Raw genomic sequence first — 16,264 nt, 5'->3', positions numbered from 1 at the left:
GTCGTTGAGCGAGCGCAGCGAGACGAGACGCGCTATCAGATGTCGAGGAAGCGGACGTCCTTGGCGTTGCGCTGGATGAAGGTGCGTCGGGATTCGACGTCCTCACCCATCAGCACGCTGAAGATCTCGTCCGCCGCTGCGGCATCGTCGATGGTGATCTGGCGCAGGGTGCGCGTGGTGTGATCCATCGTCGTCTCCCACAGCTCCTTGGCGTTCATCTCGCCCAGACCCTTGTAGCGCTGCACACCGGCATCCTTCGGCAGACGCTTGCCGTTCTCGGCGCCGTGCGCCAGCAGCGCATCGCGCTCGGCGTCGGAGTAGACGTACTCGTGCGGCGCGTTCGACCACTTCAGGCGATACAGAGGAGGCATCGCGAGGTACACGAAGCCCGCCTCGATGAGTCCGCGCATGTAGCGGAACAGCAGCGTGAGCAGCAGCGTGGTGATGTGCTGGCCGTCGACATCGGCATCCGCCATCAGCACGATCTTGTGGTAGCGGGCCTTCTCGATGTCGAAGTCCTCGCCGATGCCGGTGCCGAAGGCCTGGATCATCGCCTGCACCTCGCGGTTGCCGAGCGCCTTGTCGAGACGCGCGCGCTCGACGTTGAGGATCTTGCCGCGGAGCGCCAGGATCGCCTGCGTGTGCGGGTCGCGCCCCTGCACCGCCGAACCGCCGGCCGAGTCTCCCTCGACGAGGAAGATCTCGCTGATTGACGGGTCCTTGCTCGTGCAGTCCTTCAGCTTGTCGGGCATCGCGGCCGACTCGAACACGCTCTTGCGGCGGGCGGTCTCGCGGGCCTTGCGGGCGGCGATCCGGGCCGTGGCGGCGTCGATCGCCTTGCGGATGACGTTCTTCGCCTGCTGCGGGTTGCGGTCGAACCAGTCGCCGAGCTGGTCGTTCACGATCTTCTGCGTGAACGCCTTGGCCTCGGTGTTGCCCAGCTTGGTCTTGGTCTGGCCCTCGAACTGCGGCTCGCCGAGCTTGATCGAGATCACCGCGGTCAGGCCCTCGCGCACATCGTCGCCGGAGAGGTTGTCGTCCTTCTCCTTGAGCAGGTTGTTCGCGCGGGCGTAGCGGTTCACGAGGCTGGTCAGCGCGGCGCGGAAGCCCTCTTCGTGCGTGCCGCCCTCGTGGGTGTTGATCGTGTTGGCATAGGTGAACACGTTCTCGGTGTACGAGGTGGTCCACTGCATCGCCAGCTCCAGCGAGATCTTGCGCTCGGTGTCCTCGGACTCGAACGCGATGATCTCCTCATTGACGACCTCGGCCTTTCGCACCTTGTTCAGGTACTCGACGTAGTCGACCAGACCGCGCTCGTACAGGAACACCTCGGACGGCTGGCGGGTGACGACGGTGCCGTCGACGTCGTCTTCGAGGGCGGATGCCGGACGCTCGTCGCGCAGCGCGATGCGCAGCCCCTTGTTAAGGAACGCCATCTGCTGGAAGCGCGTGCGCAGCGTGTCGTAGTCGAAGTCGATCGTCTCGGTGAAGATCTCGGGATCCGGCCAGAAGGTGATGGCCGTGCCGGTCTCGTCGGTCGCCTCGCCCTTCTCGAGCTTCTGCTGCGGCACACCGCCCTCGGCGAAGCGGTGCCGCCAGACGAAGCCCTTCTGCTTGACCTCGACGTCGAAGCGAGTCGACAGCGCGTTCACCACCGACGAGCCGACGCCGTGCAGACCGCCCGAGACGGCGTAGGCGCCGCCGCCGAACTTGCCGCCCGCGTGCAGGATCGTCAGCACGACCTCGACCGTCGACTTGCCGGGATCGGAGGAATGCGGGTCGACCGGGATGCCGCGGCCGTTGTCGACCACGCGCACCGCACCGTCTTCGAGGATGGTGACCTCGATGTTGTCGGCATGACCGGCCAGAGCCTCGTCGACGGAGTTGTCGACGATCTCGTACACGAGGTGATGCAGACCGCGCGGCCCCGTGGAGCCGATGTACATGCCGGGTCGCTTGCGCACGGCCTCGAGACCCTCGAGGATCTGGATCTGGTCGGCCCCGTAGTCGCCGGAGACCTTCGCGGAGCTGTTCTCGATCGGTGCGCTCGTGGAAGCGTCGTCGGCGTTGTCTTCAGGCGTCATCAGAAATGGTTCTCCACATCGAAAGTACGATCCCATTCTAGTGGTTTCGCACAGCGATATGCGCCTCAAACGCCGTGTGATCGCCTCTGAGCGCTTGAGGGTGCGGGTGTGGTGTCCTACCCGTAGGTGTCCCGCGGGCCCCGCCCCGGCACGACTCGCGGACCCCGTTTCCACGACGGGACGTCAGGTCCGATGAAGCGGATGTTCTGCACTCCGGCGTCCGGATACCGGGTGCCGATCTCGGTCATGATGACCGCGCGCATGAACTGTAGGTTCTTCGCCCACGCCGTCGAATCGCATTTCACGGTGAGCACGCCGCGCTCGAGCGAGACCGGTTCCGAGTGCTTGGCCGTGTCGGCGCCGGCCAGCTCGGCCCACTGCCTGACGAGATCCTCGGCGGCGAGGGTCTTCTCCCATCCCGAGTCCTTGGTGAGCTTCGCCAGCACATCGCCGAGCATGCCCGGGTCGCGGCCCTTGGTGAACGGGGCGTTGTCGTCATCGACCTCGATGCGCTTCTTGCGCTTCCAGTTCTTCGCACTCGGCTTCAATCCGCGCAGGCGCAGGTAGGTCGCGATCGTCTCGGGAGGGTGCGGCCCGTCGACGGGCTCAGGGACCCGGCTCATCGGCATCCTCCCGCTCGTCGGTGATGGTGCCGGCGCTGATCCGCACGACGTGACGGTGCAGCGGCTCGGGGATGTCGGCCTCGACCGCGGCCGTGACGATCACCTGCTCGTATCCGGCGGTCAGCGCCGCCAGCCGCTGCCGGCGGTCGGCATCGAGCTCGGCGAAGACGTCGTCGAGGATCAGCACGGGGTCGCCGGCCGGTGATTCGGTGCGCAGCAGCTCGGCGGATGCCAGTCGCAGCGCCAGAGCGACCGACCACGATTCACCGTGGGAGGCATAGCCTTTCACGGGAAGGTCGCGCACGCGCAGGATCAGATCGTCGCGGTGTGGACCGACGAGAGTCAGGCCGCGCTCGATCTCCCTGACCCGCTTTGCCTGCAGTGCCGCGCGGAATTGGTCGGCGATCTCGCCGCGCGGATCGGCGTCGCCCTCGTCGTCGGTCTCGTCCTCCGGATCGGCACCACGCACCGACAGCGCCCAGTCGAGCTGCGGGCGATGGTCAGCACCGGCGATCGCCGCGTAGGCATCCGTCACCGGACCCTGCAGGTCCGCGGCGAGACGCAGCCTGGCGTGGATGATCTCCGACCCGAGTGCGATGAGCTTGTCGTCCCACACGTCGAGGGTCGACAGCCCCTCACCGCGCACGCCTCGCGCCCGCGCCGACTTCAACAGCGCGGTGCGCTGGCGCAGCACACGCTCGTAGTCGGCGATCACGCCGGCCATTCGGGGGGTGCGCTGAATCAGCATCTGATCAGCGAATCTTCTGCGCGCTGATGGGTCTCCGCGCACGATCTGCAGATCTTCCGGCGCGAACAGCACCACATGCGCGTAGCGCGGCAGCTCGTTGGTCTTCGACGGGGAGCCGTTGATCCGCGCCTTGTTCGACCCCTGCCGATTGAGCTGCACCTCCACGAGCACCTTGCGCTCACCGTGCGCGAGACGCGCCCGGATGACGGCGAAGTCCTTCGTGTCCTTCACCATGGGCGCATCGGATGACACGCGGTGCGAGCCGAGCGTGGCGAGGAAGACGATCGCCTCGGCGAGATTGGTCTTGCCCTGCCCGTTGCTGCCGACCAGCACGTTCGGGCCGCGGTGCAGGGCCAGGTCGGCGGTCGCGTAATTGCGGAAATCGACCAGGTTCAGGTGCTCCACAATCACCGCTACAGCCTACCTTCGGGCCCCGACATCGGCCCGCTCTCAGGGCTTGTGCCTGCCGGTCGTTGAGCGAGCCTCCGCGAACTGAGACCAAAAGAAAAACTCGGCCCCAGAGGGACCGAGTGGTATGTGTCATACGCTATCACGTTCTGTAAAGAACTCTCACCATCCTGAAGGCCGTACCAAGCGCCCGATATTGGCAGGCAACTGTGCGGATCTCAGTTCGGATTCTGCCAGCTGATGCCACCAATGTCCCCCGACCCCGTCAAGCGGAGTCCCGCCGAGGGCGCCCGCTCGATAGGCCGGAGTGGGGTTGATCGTGCCTACTGGAACGCGCTTACGAGCTTCGGCAATGGGGAGAGCAAGATCACTGTCGTTACTGATGACCATGGCACCGTCGATCCGACCCTCCAACACGTCGAGAAGGAGATGGGATGCGACGTTGACATCGGATCCCTTTTCCTCCCGACGAGCCACTGACACCATGAACGTCGAGCCTGGCATGTCGTTCCCCTGGGAATCTCTGGTCATGATCGGCCAGTGGGGCGTGGTCAGCACGGGACGTCCGCGTCTGTCGGGGGTAGCCAATGGAGCGGTAGCGACGCGGGAGACGTAGCTTCCCATCTCCATGACATCGATGGCGCCGTGCGCCGACAGGGCTCGCAGATATGTGTCCTGATCGCGCTGTCCTGCGGGGTTGTCCGCACCGCTGACCCTTGCCGAGCAGTACACGACTCGTTCGATCGAAGCTGAACTCCACCGAGCGCCGGGGCCGGCTAGTAGCCCCTGGGCGAGAGCCCTGAGGTCGAGCCACCGCCATCCAGAAGTTCCACGGCCGCACAGTCGGCGCGCTCCGTAGTACAGGTTGAAACCGTCGACATAGACCCCGACGCGCATTTCAGCGCAGCAGCAGGTTCGGCTGCAGCAGGTACTTGAACGAGTCGAGGCCGGCCTGATCGACCGAGGTCTGGCTGGTGATCAGCACCGGGCTGAGCTTGTTGGCGTTGTCGCTGGAGGTGAACGTCACCCGCGTGAACTCGCTGCGCACTGCGCCCAGCGCTTCGAGCAGGTACTGCGGGTTGAGCCCCAGGGTCACCTCGTCGCCGCCGTTGAGGTGGGCGTCGACCGATTCGGATGCCCGCGCCTGCTCGCTGCCGGAGGCATCCATCGTCACCCCGTCGGCGCCGAAGGTGAATCGCAGCGGCGCGGAGCGGTCGAGCACCAGCGCGACGCGACGGACGGCCTCGATGAGCTCAGCCGTGTTGACGACCGCGTAGTGGTCGGTCTGCTCGGGGAAGAGCCGGCGCACAGGCGGGAAATTTCCCTTGATCAGGAGAGATGTGACCGTCTTGTTGCCGGCGGTGAAGGCGATGATCTCGCGATCCCCTGCACCCGAGAAGGCGACCTCGATCGTGCCGGCGTGAGCGAACGTCTTGCCGACCTCGGTCAGGGTGCGCGCAGGCACCAGCGCGGACTGCTCGGCGACCTCGCCGTCCCACGGCACGTCACGCAGCGACACGCGGTAGCGGTCGGTGGCGACCAGGCTGAGGTTGTGATCCGCGACCTCGAGCTGCACACCAGTGAGCACAGGGGTGACGTCGTCGCGGGAAGCGGCGAACGCGACCTGTGCGATCGCGGTCGCGAAATCCTCGGCGGGAACGACGCCGGTCGCCCCGGTGACCTCAGGGATCGAGGGATATTCCTCGACCGGCATGGCGGCGAGGGTGAATCGGGCCGACCCGCACGTCACCGCGACGCCGCCGTCGTCCTCGACGGCGATCTCGATGGGCGCGTTGGGCAGGCGGCTCGCGATGTCGGAGAGCAGACGTCCGTGCACGAGGATCGTGCCGGGATCGTCGACCGTCGCCTCGATTGTCGTGCGTGCGGACGCTTCGTAGTCGAAGGCCGAGAGGGTCAGTCCCTCACCGGATGCCTCGATGAGCACACCCGCGAGGATGGGCTGCGGATTGCGCTGCGGGAGCAGCTTGACGACGAAGGACACAGCCTCGCTGAACACATCGCGGTTGACCTGGAACCTCACGGGCGCTCCCTCGTTGCCTCTGCTCACTGCAGCGGGCGCACTGCAGGCGATCCCATGCTAGCCGCAGGTGACGAGCCGTCCACCACCGGGAATCCGTCGACGAGGGCGGTTCGTCCACATCCGTCTGGTCATCGGATGAGCCCTGTCCTGATGGAGTTCTCTTAACGGTGTTAACAACTGTGGATTCTGTGGATAACTCGGTGGATATCAGCGGAGAGTAGGAAACTACAGACGTGTCACATGTGGAATCCCTGAGGAATCCGCGGGATGCGAGGGTGTGGGGGTCTCTAGCGCAGGTGCCGCTTATCCACAGGCAGGCGGTGTCGCGGGCATCCGGAGGCTGTTGTTTCCACAACTTATCCACAGGGCCTGCGGACAACCGTCGGGAATTCGCGTGGGATCAGGCGTGTCGTCCGATCAGCGGCGGCTGATCTGAGTGGTGATCTCGGTGACCTGGTTGTAGAGGGATCGACGCTGCTTCATGAGCTCGCTGATCTTCTTGCAGGCGTACATCACGGTGGTGTGATCGCGGTTGCCGAAGAGCTGGCCGATCTTCGGCAGCGACAGGCTCGTGCGCTCACGGCACAGGTACATCGCGATCTGACGCGCGGTCGCGATCTGCTGCGACCGGCTCGATCCGTACAGGTCGTCGACCGTGAGCTTGAAGTAGGCCGCCGTCGCCGTGATGATGTCGGTCGGCGAGATGATGTTGTCTTCGGTGGTGTCGACGATGTCGCGCAGAACCGTCTGGGCCAGCGAGATGTCGAGCATCGAGCGGTTCAGGCTGGCGAACGCCGACACGCGGATGAGAGCGCCCTCGAGTTCGCGGATGTTCGAGGACACGACGGTCGCGATGTATTCGAGCACCTCATCGGGGATGTGCAGCGACTCGCTCTGCGCCTTCTTGCGCAGGATCGCGATGCGGGTCTCCAGGTCGGGCGCCTGCACGTCGGTGATGAGGCCCCACTCGAACCGGCTGCGCATGCGATCCTCGAAACCGGTGAGCAGCTTGGGAGCCACGTCACTGGTGATCACGACCTGCTTGTTGTGATCGTGCAGCTGGTTGAAGGTGTGGAAGAACGCCTCCTGCGTCTCGGCGCGACCCTGCAGGAACTGGATGTCGTCGATCAGCAGGATGTCGACCTCGCGGTAGCGGCTCTGGAACGCGGCACCGCGGTTGTTGGCGATCGAGTTGATGAAGTCGTTCGTGAACTCCTCGCTCGAGACGTACCGCACCTTCACTCCGGCGTACAGCGACTGCGCGTAGTCGCCGATCGCGTGCAGCAGGTGCGTCTTGCCGAGACCGGAGTCGCCGTAGATGAACAGGGGGTTGTAGGCCTTCGCCGGCGCCTCGGCGACGGCGACGGCCGCTGCATGAGCGAACCGGTTGGACTGGCCGATGACGAAGTTGTCGAAGGTGTACTTGGGGTTCAGACGCGACTCGTGGCGGACGGGAGCGGGCTGCTGCTCCATGGGGGACTCGACGCGGGCCGGCTCGGCGAGCGGGAAATCAGAGACGGCGATCGGGGCGGTGGGCTGATCCACGAGTTCGTGATTCACGACGGTGCGGTACGAGGCGACCTCGTCGCCGATCGCGGAGAGCGCCTCCATCATGGGCACGCGCAGCCGCTTGTTGATCTGCGCTGCCGTGAGGTCGTTCGGGACGTCCAGGTACAGCACTCCGCCCATCACGCCGGCCGGCACGACCAGGCTCAGAAAGCCGTGCAGCTGAGGACTGACGCGATCATCCTCGGCGAGTCGTTCGAGCAGGGTCGACCAGATGGGCACATCGGGATGGGCGGCAGAGGTCATGGTGCTCCGGGCGAAGTTGTGGAAAACGCGCCGTGAAGCGTGATCTTCCCCTGTGGATAACGTCGGATGCCACGGTAGTCACCGGGCCGGTTAACAGCAAGCCGCCCCTGGAAACACGCGGGTGTGTCGTGTGTGACCGAGATCTTCACAGTTGTGGATAATGGGTGTGCGCAACTCGACAGCCGCGGCGTGGTGATCCGGTGGATTCGACCGCGGCATCCGGGCGCGGATTTGCCCTGCGTCGCGGCAGGTCGTACCCTTAATCGGTTGACTTATGCCATTCAGGCAGTACCCCCCGTCTCCGGTTGATTAGACCCGGTGACACCATTCCCGGAGTGATTCCATGAGCAAGCGCACTTTCCAGCCCAACAACCGTCGTCGCGCCAAGAAGCACGGCTTCCGCGCCCGTATGCGCACCCGCGCCGGCCGCGCCATCCTGTCGGCTCGCCGCGCGAAGGGCCGCACCGAGCTCTCGGCCTGACAGCCCAGTGCTCGCCCGGTCGAATCGACTGACCCGTGGCGTCGACTACCGACAGGTGGTCCGCCGGGGAACGCGATGCGGCGGCCCGCGCCTGATCACATCCGTGCTTCACGGCGCGGAAGACCGGGCTCCCCGATTCGGGTTCATCATCAGCAAGCAGGTAGGAACCGCAGTGGTTCGCAACACCGTTCGCCGACGCCTCAAGGCCGTGTGTGCGGAGTTCATCGACATGGTTCCTGAGGGCACGGATGTCGTCATCCGTGCCCTTCCTGCATCAGCCGAGGCCGACTTCTCGTCTCTGCGCACCGATGTCGAGCGCTGTCTGCGTCGCGTGCTCGTCGGATCGGCGCGCGCATGAGCGCGCTGCCCTCCTACTCCTGCGGAACGGCACGGTTTCGAGCATCCGATCTGCTGCGCGGCATCCTGCTCGTGCCGCGCAACGTCGTTCTCTCGATACTCACCCTCTACCGCGCGGTGATCTCCCCGCTCTATGGGGACGTGTGCAGGTATTACCCGTCCTGTTCCGCGTACGCTGTAGGAGCGGTTCAGCAGAACGGCGCCGTCTGGGGAGCAGTGCTCTCCGCCTGGCGCATCCTGCGATGCAATCCGTGGAGCAAGGGCGGCGTCGATGACGTCAAGCCCCACGCTCATTTCCGATACGACCTGACCCCCCGGGGGTTCGTCGTACCTGCTCGAAAGGACTGAACAGTGGACCTCCTGGGAACCATCCTGTGGCCGCTGAAGTGGGCTGTTGAGCTCATTCTCGTCGCCTGGCACTGGCTGTTCACGACGATCGGCATGGCGCCGGCCGATGGCCTGACCTGGGTGCTGTCTATCGTCGGTCTGGTGATCGTGGTGCGCGCGGCGGTGTTCCCGCTGTTCGTGAAGCAGATCAAGAGCCAGCGGAAGATGATGGAAATCGCTCCTGAGCTGCGAAAAGTTCAGGAGAAGTACCGCGGCAAGAAGGACCAGCTGTCTCGCGAGGCCATGAGCCGCGAGACGATGGCGCTGTACAAGAAGCACGGCACGACGCCGATGTCGAGCTGTCTGCCTCTGCTGGTGCAGATGCCCATCTTCTTCGCCTTGTTCAGCGTGCTGAACGATGTGACCAAGCACCACAACGACGGCATCGGCGGCGTGGGTCTGCTGAACGCCCGGCTCACCGAGCAGTTCTACGACGCGAAGGTGTTCGGGACCGTGTCTCTGCACGAGACCCTCGGTGAAGCATGGAGCGCCGGCAACACCCCGGCCATCGTGCTGCTCGCGATCCTCGTCGCGCTGATGATCGGCTCGCAGTTCTACACGCAGTTGCAGATCATCTCGAAGAACCTGTCGCCCGAGGCCAAGACCGGCCAGGCGTACCAGATGCAGAAGATCATGCTCTACGTGCTGCCGCTGGGCTTCATCTTCTCGGGAGTCTTCTTCCCCCTCGGTGTCGTCATGTACTGGTTCGTCTCGAACCTGTGGACCATGGCGCAGCAGTTCCTCGTCATCCGCGAGATGCCGACGCCTGGATCCGAGGCGGCCAAGGCCCGGGAGGAGCGCCTGGCTCGCAAGGGCAAGGCGGTCAACGCGCAGGGAAAGGTCGTACCGATGTCGGTGTTCGAGGCCGAGCAGCAGCGCAAGCTCGAGGAGATCGAGAAGGCCAAGGCCGAGGCTCCTAAGCGCGAGCAGCCGATGAGCAAGAAGCGCGCCAAGAAGAAGGGCTCGAACTGATGACCACCGAAGACGTGAAGACCGCTCCCTCTGTCGAGGAGCTGGAGCACGAGGGTGACGTCGCTGCGGACTTCATCGAAGAGCTGCTCGATATCGCCGACATCGACGGCGACCTGAACCTGGATGTCCGTCAGGGCCGTGCGTACGTCTCGGTCGAGGCGGAAGGCGATGGCCTGTCGGTGCTTTCGGAGCCCGACACCGTTCAGGCTCTTCAGGAGCTCACCCGCCTGGCCGTGCAGAGCCGCACCGGAAGCTTCTCGCGGCTGATCCTCGACATCGGAGGATCGCGTGACACGCGGCGGCGTCAGCTGGAGCAGCTGGTGGATGCCGCGGTCGCCAAGCTCGACGAAGGAGCAACTCAGGCATCACTGCCCTCGATGTCGAGTTATGAGCGCAAGCTCGTGCACGACATCGTGTCGGAGCGAGGCCTCACGTCGGAGTCGTACGGAGACGGTGCCGACCGTCACACGGTGATCTCGCGCGGCTGACGTATCTGCGCTGACGCATCTGTGCGCTTCGATCACGGCGAATTCAACGTCGTCACCCCCTTATCTCTAGGATTTGCCTCATGACCAGCTCTTTGGTTGAGACTGAACCCGCGGCGGCCGTGGATATCTTCGGTGATCGCATTGAATTGGCCCGATCGTTCACGAAAGCGCTAGTTGCCGAGGGCGAGCTTCGCGGGCTGATCGGGCCGCTCGAATTGCCTCGGATCTGGACGCGACACATCCTGAACTCCGCCATCGCCGCACCTCTGTTCTCAGGGTCGGTCGCGGACGTTGGGTCCGGCGCGGGGCTCCCCGGTGTCGTTCTCGCTATCAGCCGGCCGGATGTGCAGTGGACCCTGATCGAACCGATGGACCGGCGGGTCACCTGGCTGAACGAGCAGGTCGAGGCCCTGGGTCTCGACAACGTGAAAGTCATGCGGGCTCGGGCGGAGGACGTGGGTCTCGAGTTCGACGTCGTCACGGCGCGCGCCGTCAGCGCCATGCGCACACTGGTGCCGATCACCGCTCCCCTCGTCAGGGACGGCGGCGAGCTGATCCTGCTCAAGGGTCACAACGTGCCGGCGGAGATCGAGTCGGCGCAGAAGGTGCTGAAGAAGCACAAGGTGACGGACGTGTCGGTCGAGGTGCTGGGGGAGGGCGTACTGTCTGAGCCCACTCGAGTCGTCCGAGCCCGCGTCCGCGCCTGACGCGGCGTCCCGCTCCCCGGTCGTCGAGCGAGCGAAGCGAGTCGGAACGCGCGCGTCCCGCTCGGTCGAAGGCGTCTTTACCGTTTCGATGATGGTCCGCTTCCCGGTCGTTGAGCGAGCGAAGTGAGTCGAAACGCGCCCGTGATCTCGTGCATGTATTCTCCTTCCCTGTCGTCGAGAGAGACCAGCGAGTCGAAACGCCTGATGCCTGTTGACGATGTCCTCCTGCTGATTCGCCGTACCCGGAGACCGCCGGCGACGTTTCACGTGAAACGCTGCACCCCGTGGAGCACAAGGCCCCGGTTACGCAGAGCACGCATCCGCAGCCCCGCACTGACCGGCCCCCTAACCCAACGCCTGGTGTCGCGGTTCCCGACGCAACATGAGCGTTTCACGTGAAACGCTGCACGGGAGACGCCGGTGAGCAGCAGAGATCCACCTGCGTGCTCTGCGGTTCAGTCAGCAGCGCGTCGACGAGACTCGGAGAACCATGCCTAGAACCCGGGCCCGGCGATCAATCCGACTTTTGTTTGACGATGCGGCGCGGCAGACAAGAGAGTGATGTGTGACTGAGTGTGCGCCACGCATTCTGCAGCGAACAATCTGTCACCGGACCACGCAGAAGTGCCGCTCCATCTGAGTGAACCCATCGCAGGCGGCCCCCACGTTCGCGGCGGAGGTCTAGCCGCCGTGCGCCGCCTGAGCTGTGAGAGGGGTGTTGAGTGCTGGCCGAGGTCGCTCGCAGTGGATGCGACAACCGACGGTGCTTCTGCTGAATGATGTGCAGGTGCGGGCGTTGGAACCTATAGGTGTTCTCTCGAGATGTCGCTTACGCGGGTTGGACGCATGGGCATGCGATCGGTGCGCCTGCCCATCTGGCCGGCCCGCCGCCCTCGCGAGGTAAAGAGTTCCTGCACAGGTCCGCCCGGATGCAACTTCTCCACTAGCGCGGTTCAGCGCTCAACCACCAACGGCAGGGATCCGAAAAGTTCCTGGATGCATGGGTATATCCTGCGGTGTGCTGATGGAACGTTCTACGCGGGGAGCGCCAAGTATCTGGATGACCGCGTTGCGGCTCATCAACAAGGTCTGGGGAGCGCCTATACGACGAGCCGCCGGCCGGTGGAGTTGATCTGGTGGCTTGAGCTCGATTGTATCGACGAGGCCTTCGCTTTGGAGAAGCAGATCCAAGGATTGAGTCATGTCAGGCGCCTAGCCTTCGTGGAAGGTGGCTTCGATGCCATCAAGGGTGGACTGCTCGAGAGCGAGCCCTGCGAAAGAAGGTGTCAAGCCAGGATGACCGTTTCACGTGAAACATGTGGCGATCGCGGGCATGTGGGGGAGGTTGCCTCCACGTGATTGAGACCTCAGCGGGGCGCTCGCGGGATCGATCGAAGCAAGACGGTCGAATCAGGCTTGTCGTTGCGCTGCTTTGTGGCTGAATGTTGCTGCGGATGAGCATGACAGCCGCGCGCACATGTTTCACGTGGAACGGGAAGCGGACGTCACGCCGGAGACCAGGAGCGCTCGGCGGGCACCTAGCGCATCATTTCGAGGCGCCCTGAACGACGAGCTGATTTATGCCCAGCGCGGTGGTCTGTCCGTGAGCGGTGGGGCGCGAAGCGTCCCGCGAGGGTGATTTGGGGTGCCGCGAACCGACGACAACTGAGTACGTCGGGTGTCGCAACGCGGTCGCGCGTGTAAACGCTACCTTGCGGCAAGCGGGAGGGTACCGGCGGCAGCAGTGTTTCACGTGAAACGGTGACCGACGAGCGTGCGCACCGATGCCGACGGCGTTTGTGTGCCCCGCGACCCTCGGTGCCCTTCTCATTCAGCGACCGGCTTTGAGTGTCGCAGCGGGGGACCGGTCGAGTAGGACGTCGCGCGCGAGACGGTCGTGCGCGCGTCGGGCGGCGCAGAGTCGCAACGCAGCCATTGCGGGACCTCGCCTCTGTGAGGCGAGTAGGAAGGCGGCGCCCATCCGGCACCCGCTGGGGTGCGGCTCAGCCCGCAGTGTCGAGCCTGTCGGGAGCTTCTCGCAGTGGTCATGAGTGGATTCCGGTTGTGTCCAGGTGCAACGGTGTGCCCAAAGGGATCTAGGGTCAGGATCGGCTGTCTCTGCATCTGCTGACCCCGTCGAGCCAGTGCTCGTGCAACGCCCGACGATCGCACGCTCGCGGGAAAGTAGCGAAGCGCGTTTCACGTGAAACGGCAGTGAGCAGTGGCCGAAGCTTTCCCGGGCGGCCGCTACGGCGAGCACGTCTAGTATCCGCTCAACGACCGGTGGGTGGTGCTGCGTCCGTGAAGCTGCCTGGTCAGGGCGATCGAGAGCCGCGGGGGAATCTCGCGTCGTCGCTGCCCTCCTCGCTCAGTGACCCGGCTGTGGGTCGTCCACCGCGGACATCGTGCTTAGTGGTTGCGCATCTCGCTCTCATTGACCGCGGAGGAGCCTTCTTTGGTGCAGCTCGCATTTCGTCTCGTCGCTGCGCTCCTCCCTCAATGGCCAGAGGGGCTGGTTGCATGTTTCACGTGAAACGTGCGTTCTGGTTCGTGACTGAGCTCCTCGGTCGGCAACTGGGAGATGTTCCTGCATCCGTCAAGCTGGCTAGCCAGGCGGCGGATCGCTGCGGACCATTTCGTCTGGTCGCTGCGCTCTTCGCTCAATGACCGCGTCGGGGCGTCGGGGGTTGCGGAACTTGTTCGCCGCTTCGCTCTGCGATCAGTGACCTGCGGGGCGTCGTGGATCGGACCATTTCGTCTCATCGCTGCGCTCCTCGCCCAATGACCGGACCGTGGGTTGTCGACCGGGTACATCGTGCCGCGCGGCTGTGCGTTTCGCTCTCATTGACTCGCGAGGAATGCGCTGGAGTAGCGAACATTCGACTCGTCGCTGCGCTCCTCGCTCAATGACCGAGCGGGGGAGTGGGACGGCATGTTTCACGTGAAACAAGCATTTCGACTCGTCGCTGCGCTCCTCGCTCAATGACCGAGTTTGGGGCGTCGTGGGTGGGACATCTCGTCTCGACCCTTCGTTCTTCGCTCGATGACCGTGGCATTTCATCCCCTCGTTGCGCTCCCTGGTTTATGACCCGGGGGTGGCACGGACGGGGGAGTGGTGGAGGGATCACGTAGAGTGGATGGCGGTCCCGAAAGGAGTCGATGTTTCACGTGAAACCATCCGACAATGCATCGCCGAACCAGGATTTCGGGATGGATACCCCGCTCGCTCGGGAACTGGCCGACCTGTCCTCACGACGCAAGGCGCTCAAGACCGTCGAGGTCCGATTCACCGGAGATACGCGCGTCTTCACGGTGTCGAATCAGAAGGGTGGGGTTGGCAAGACCACGACCGCCGTCAATTTGGCATCCGCTCTTGCTGATCTAGGTGCCAAGGTGCTCGTGATCGACCTCGACCCGCAAGGAAACGCCTCGACGGCGCTCGGCGTGACGCATTCCGCTGACACGAAGAGCATCTACGACGTGCTGATCAACGACCTCCCGTTCGGAGAGATCGTGCAGGACAGCCCGGAATCCGAGAACCTGCGCTGCGCGCCCAGCACGATTCACCTTGCCGGCGCCGAGATCGAACTCGTGTCGCAGGTCGCGCGAGAATTCCGGCTGCGCCGTGCGCTCGAGGAGTATCTGCGCGACAACCCGGTCGACTTCGTCATCATCGACTGCCCGCCATCCCTCGGCCTGCTCACCATCAACGCGTTCACCGCGGCATCCGAGGTGCTCATCCCCATCCAGTGCGAGTATTACGCGCTCGAAGGCCTGAGTCAGTTGCTCGGCAGCATCCAGATGATCCAGAAACACCTCAACCCCGAGCTTCACCTGTCGACCATCCTGCTCACGATGTACGACGCGCGCACGCGCCTCGCCCAGCAAGTGGCCGACGAGGTGCGAACCCACTTCCCGCAGCAGGTGCTCAAGGCCGTGATCCCGCGCTCGGTGCGGGTATCCGAGGCCCCCAGCTTCGGACAGACCGTCATTTCGTACGACGGCACGTCGGCGGGGGCGGTCGCCTACCGGGAAGCAGCAGTCGAGATCGCGCAGCGCAAGGAATCCGCCGCGCAGAACAAGGGAGCATGATGGCCAAGCGCACTGGACTCGGTCGGGGAATCGGCGCACTCATTCCGACGACGGATCAGGCTGAGCGCCCGGTCGACGTCTTCTTCCCGGGCGCGGCGAAGGTGAAGACGGATGCCACACCCCCGCAGCCTGAGGAACTCACGCCCACCCCCGATGAGGCGGAGCTCTCGCAGGTGCCCGGGGTGCGTCTGATTCAGGTCGACCCGAACCGCATCGTCCCCAATCCCCGTCAGCCGCGCACGCATTTCGACGAGGACCACCTCGCTGAGCTCGTGCACAGCGTGAAGGAGTTCGGCGTCCTGCAGCCGGTGATCGTCCGGCAGAACTCCGATGGCGAGTACGAGCTGATCATGGGCGAGCGTCGTACCCGCGCCGCTCGCAAGGCCGGCCTCGCCACGATTCCCGCGATTCTGCGCGAGACGGCAGACGAGGACCTGCTGCGTGACGCGCTTCTTGAGAATCTGCACCGCTCCCAGCTGAACCCCCTCGAGGAGGCCTCCGCCTACCAGCAGCTGCTGGAAGACTTCGGCATCACGCAGGAAGAGCTCGCTGCCCGCATCGGTCGCTCGCGACCGCAGATCAGCAACACCATCCGACTTCTGCGTCTGCCGGTCCCGGTGCAGCAGCGCGTCGCTGCCGGAGTGCTTTCGGCCGGCCATGCGCGTGCCATTCTGTCGGTCGAGACGCCGGAGCAGATGCAGCGCCTCGCTGACAAGGTCGTGAACGAAGACCTCTCCGTCCGAGCCACCGAGGCCGCGGCCAAGTCCATGCCCACCGCGGCCGGCTCGTCGACAAAGCCCACTGCCGGCGCGCGCCGCGCCTACCTCGACGAGGTCTCCCACAAGCTCGGTGATCGCCTCAACACTCGGGTCAAGATCGACCTTGGCGCACGAAAAGGCCAGCTCAAGATCGAATTCGCGTCGATCCAGGACCTCAACCGCATTCTCGCCGAGATCGGTGAAGAGGAGTTCGGATCGCGCTGATCCGAGAAGATCGCGCTGATCCGAGAAGATCGCGCTGATCCGAGAAGATCGCGCTGATCCGAGACAGTCAGCACGACAGCA

Annotated in this window: 14 protein-coding genes; 9 read left to right on the top strand and 5 right to left on the bottom strand. The window is 64.6% G+C overall.

What is annotated here, in order from left to right; genetic code table 11:
* Positions 1 to 35 precede the first annotated feature (35 nt).
* From gyrB to dnaA, 5 genes are all read right to left on the bottom strand, one after another.
* Complete coding sequence (gyrB, locus tag V2S05_RS09950; protein WP_413634994.1) at positions 36 to 2,084, bottom strand: DNA topoisomerase (ATP-hydrolyzing) subunit B; 2,049 nt, start codon at positions 2,082 to 2,084, stop codon at positions 36 to 38.
* A gap of 116 nt (positions 2,085 to 2,200) precedes the next feature.
* Complete coding sequence (locus V2S05_RS09945; protein WP_413634992.1) at positions 2,201 to 2,713, bottom strand: DUF721 domain-containing protein; 513 nt, start codon at positions 2,711 to 2,713, stop codon at positions 2,201 to 2,203.
* Positions 2,691 to 3,866 carry a DNA replication/repair protein RecF gene (gene recF / locus V2S05_RS09940; protein ID WP_413634991.1) on the bottom strand — a complete coding sequence of 392 codons (1,176 nt, stop codon included), beginning with the start codon at positions 3,864 to 3,866 and terminating at the stop codon, positions 2,691 to 2,693. Before recF ends, V2S05_RS09945 begins: the two co-directional genes overlap by 23 nt.
* Positions 3,867 to 4,761: 895 nt before the next feature.
* On the bottom strand, positions 4,762 to 5,904 hold the full coding sequence (gene dnaN / locus V2S05_RS09935) for a DNA polymerase III subunit beta (protein ID WP_271639017.1): 1,143 nt from the start codon (positions 5,902 to 5,904) through the stop codon (positions 4,762 to 4,764).
* A 417-nt stretch (positions 5,905 to 6,321) separates the two neighbouring features.
* Entirely contained in the window at positions 6,322 to 7,716 is a 1,395-nt protein-coding gene (gene dnaA / locus V2S05_RS09930) for a chromosomal replication initiator protein DnaA (protein WP_271639018.1), read from the bottom strand.
* A 343-nt stretch (positions 7,717 to 8,059) separates the two neighbouring features.
* Here dnaA and rpmH point away from each other — a divergent pair, with 343 nt between their 5' ends.
* The 9 genes from rpmH to V2S05_RS09885 all read left to right on the top strand — a co-directional run bounded on the left by rpmH (position 8,060) and on the right by V2S05_RS09885 (position 16,183).
* The gene (gene rpmH, locus V2S05_RS09925) at positions 8,060 to 8,197 is read left to right on the top strand and encodes a 50S ribosomal protein L34 (protein WP_022879826.1); all 138 of its coding nucleotides are present in this window, start codon (positions 8,060 to 8,062) and stop codon (positions 8,195 to 8,197) included.
* A 7-nt stretch (positions 8,198 to 8,204) separates the two neighbouring features.
* On the top strand, positions 8,205 to 8,555 hold the full coding sequence (gene rnpA / locus V2S05_RS09920; protein ID WP_413634988.1) for a ribonuclease P protein component: 351 nt from the start codon (positions 8,205 to 8,207) through the stop codon (positions 8,553 to 8,555).
* Positions 8,552 to 8,902 carry a membrane protein insertion efficiency factor YidD gene (gene yidD, locus V2S05_RS09915; protein WP_413634986.1) on the top strand — a complete coding sequence of 117 codons (351 nt, stop codon included), beginning with the start codon at positions 8,552 to 8,554 and terminating at the stop codon, positions 8,900 to 8,902. Before rnpA ends, yidD begins: the two co-directional genes overlap by 4 nt.
* 3 nt (positions 8,903 to 8,905) lie before the next feature.
* Positions 8,906 to 9,913, top strand: a complete 1,008-nt coding sequence (gene yidC / locus V2S05_RS09910; RefSeq protein ID WP_271639027.1) for a membrane protein insertase YidC — start codon at positions 8,906 to 8,908, stop codon at positions 9,911 to 9,913.
* Positions 9,913 to 10,401 carry a protein jag gene (locus tag V2S05_RS09905; protein ID WP_413634985.1) on the top strand — a complete coding sequence of 163 codons (489 nt, stop codon included), beginning with the start codon at positions 9,913 to 9,915 and terminating at the stop codon, positions 10,399 to 10,401. Before yidC ends, V2S05_RS09905 begins: the two co-directional genes overlap by 1 nt.
* Before the next feature lie 80 nt (positions 10,402 to 10,481).
* Positions 10,482 to 11,108: a 16S rRNA (guanine(527)-N(7))-methyltransferase RsmG gene (rsmG, locus tag V2S05_RS09900; RefSeq protein WP_413634983.1), complete on the top strand. Its 627-nt coding sequence runs from the start codon at positions 10,482 to 10,484 to the stop codon at positions 11,106 to 11,108.
* A 996-nt stretch (positions 11,109 to 12,104) separates the two neighbouring features.
* The gene (locus tag V2S05_RS09895) at positions 12,105 to 12,467 is read left to right on the top strand and encodes a GIY-YIG nuclease family protein (protein ID WP_413634982.1); all 363 of its coding nucleotides are present in this window, start codon (positions 12,105 to 12,107) and stop codon (positions 12,465 to 12,467) included.
* A gap of 1,851 nt (positions 12,468 to 14,318) precedes the next feature.
* On the top strand, positions 14,319 to 15,200 hold the full coding sequence (locus V2S05_RS09890) for a ParA family protein (RefSeq protein ID WP_271639032.1): 882 nt from the start codon (positions 14,319 to 14,321) through the stop codon (positions 15,198 to 15,200).
* A complete protein-coding gene (locus V2S05_RS09885) occupies positions 15,200 to 16,183 on the top strand; it encodes a ParB/RepB/Spo0J family partition protein (protein WP_413634980.1) in 984 nt (327 codons plus the stop codon). The genes V2S05_RS09890 and V2S05_RS09885 overlap by 1 nt, the downstream gene beginning before the upstream one ends.
* Positions 16,184 to 16,264: the final 81 nt, after the last annotated feature.

The sequence above is a fragment of the Microbacterium sp. OR16 genome, from assembly GCF_047306725.1.
Classification (GTDB): domain Bacteria; phylum Actinomycetota; class Actinomycetes; order Actinomycetales; family Microbacteriaceae; genus Microbacterium.
Note: the sequence above shows the minus strand (reverse complement) of the source record. Positions and strands in the feature narration are given on the sequence as shown.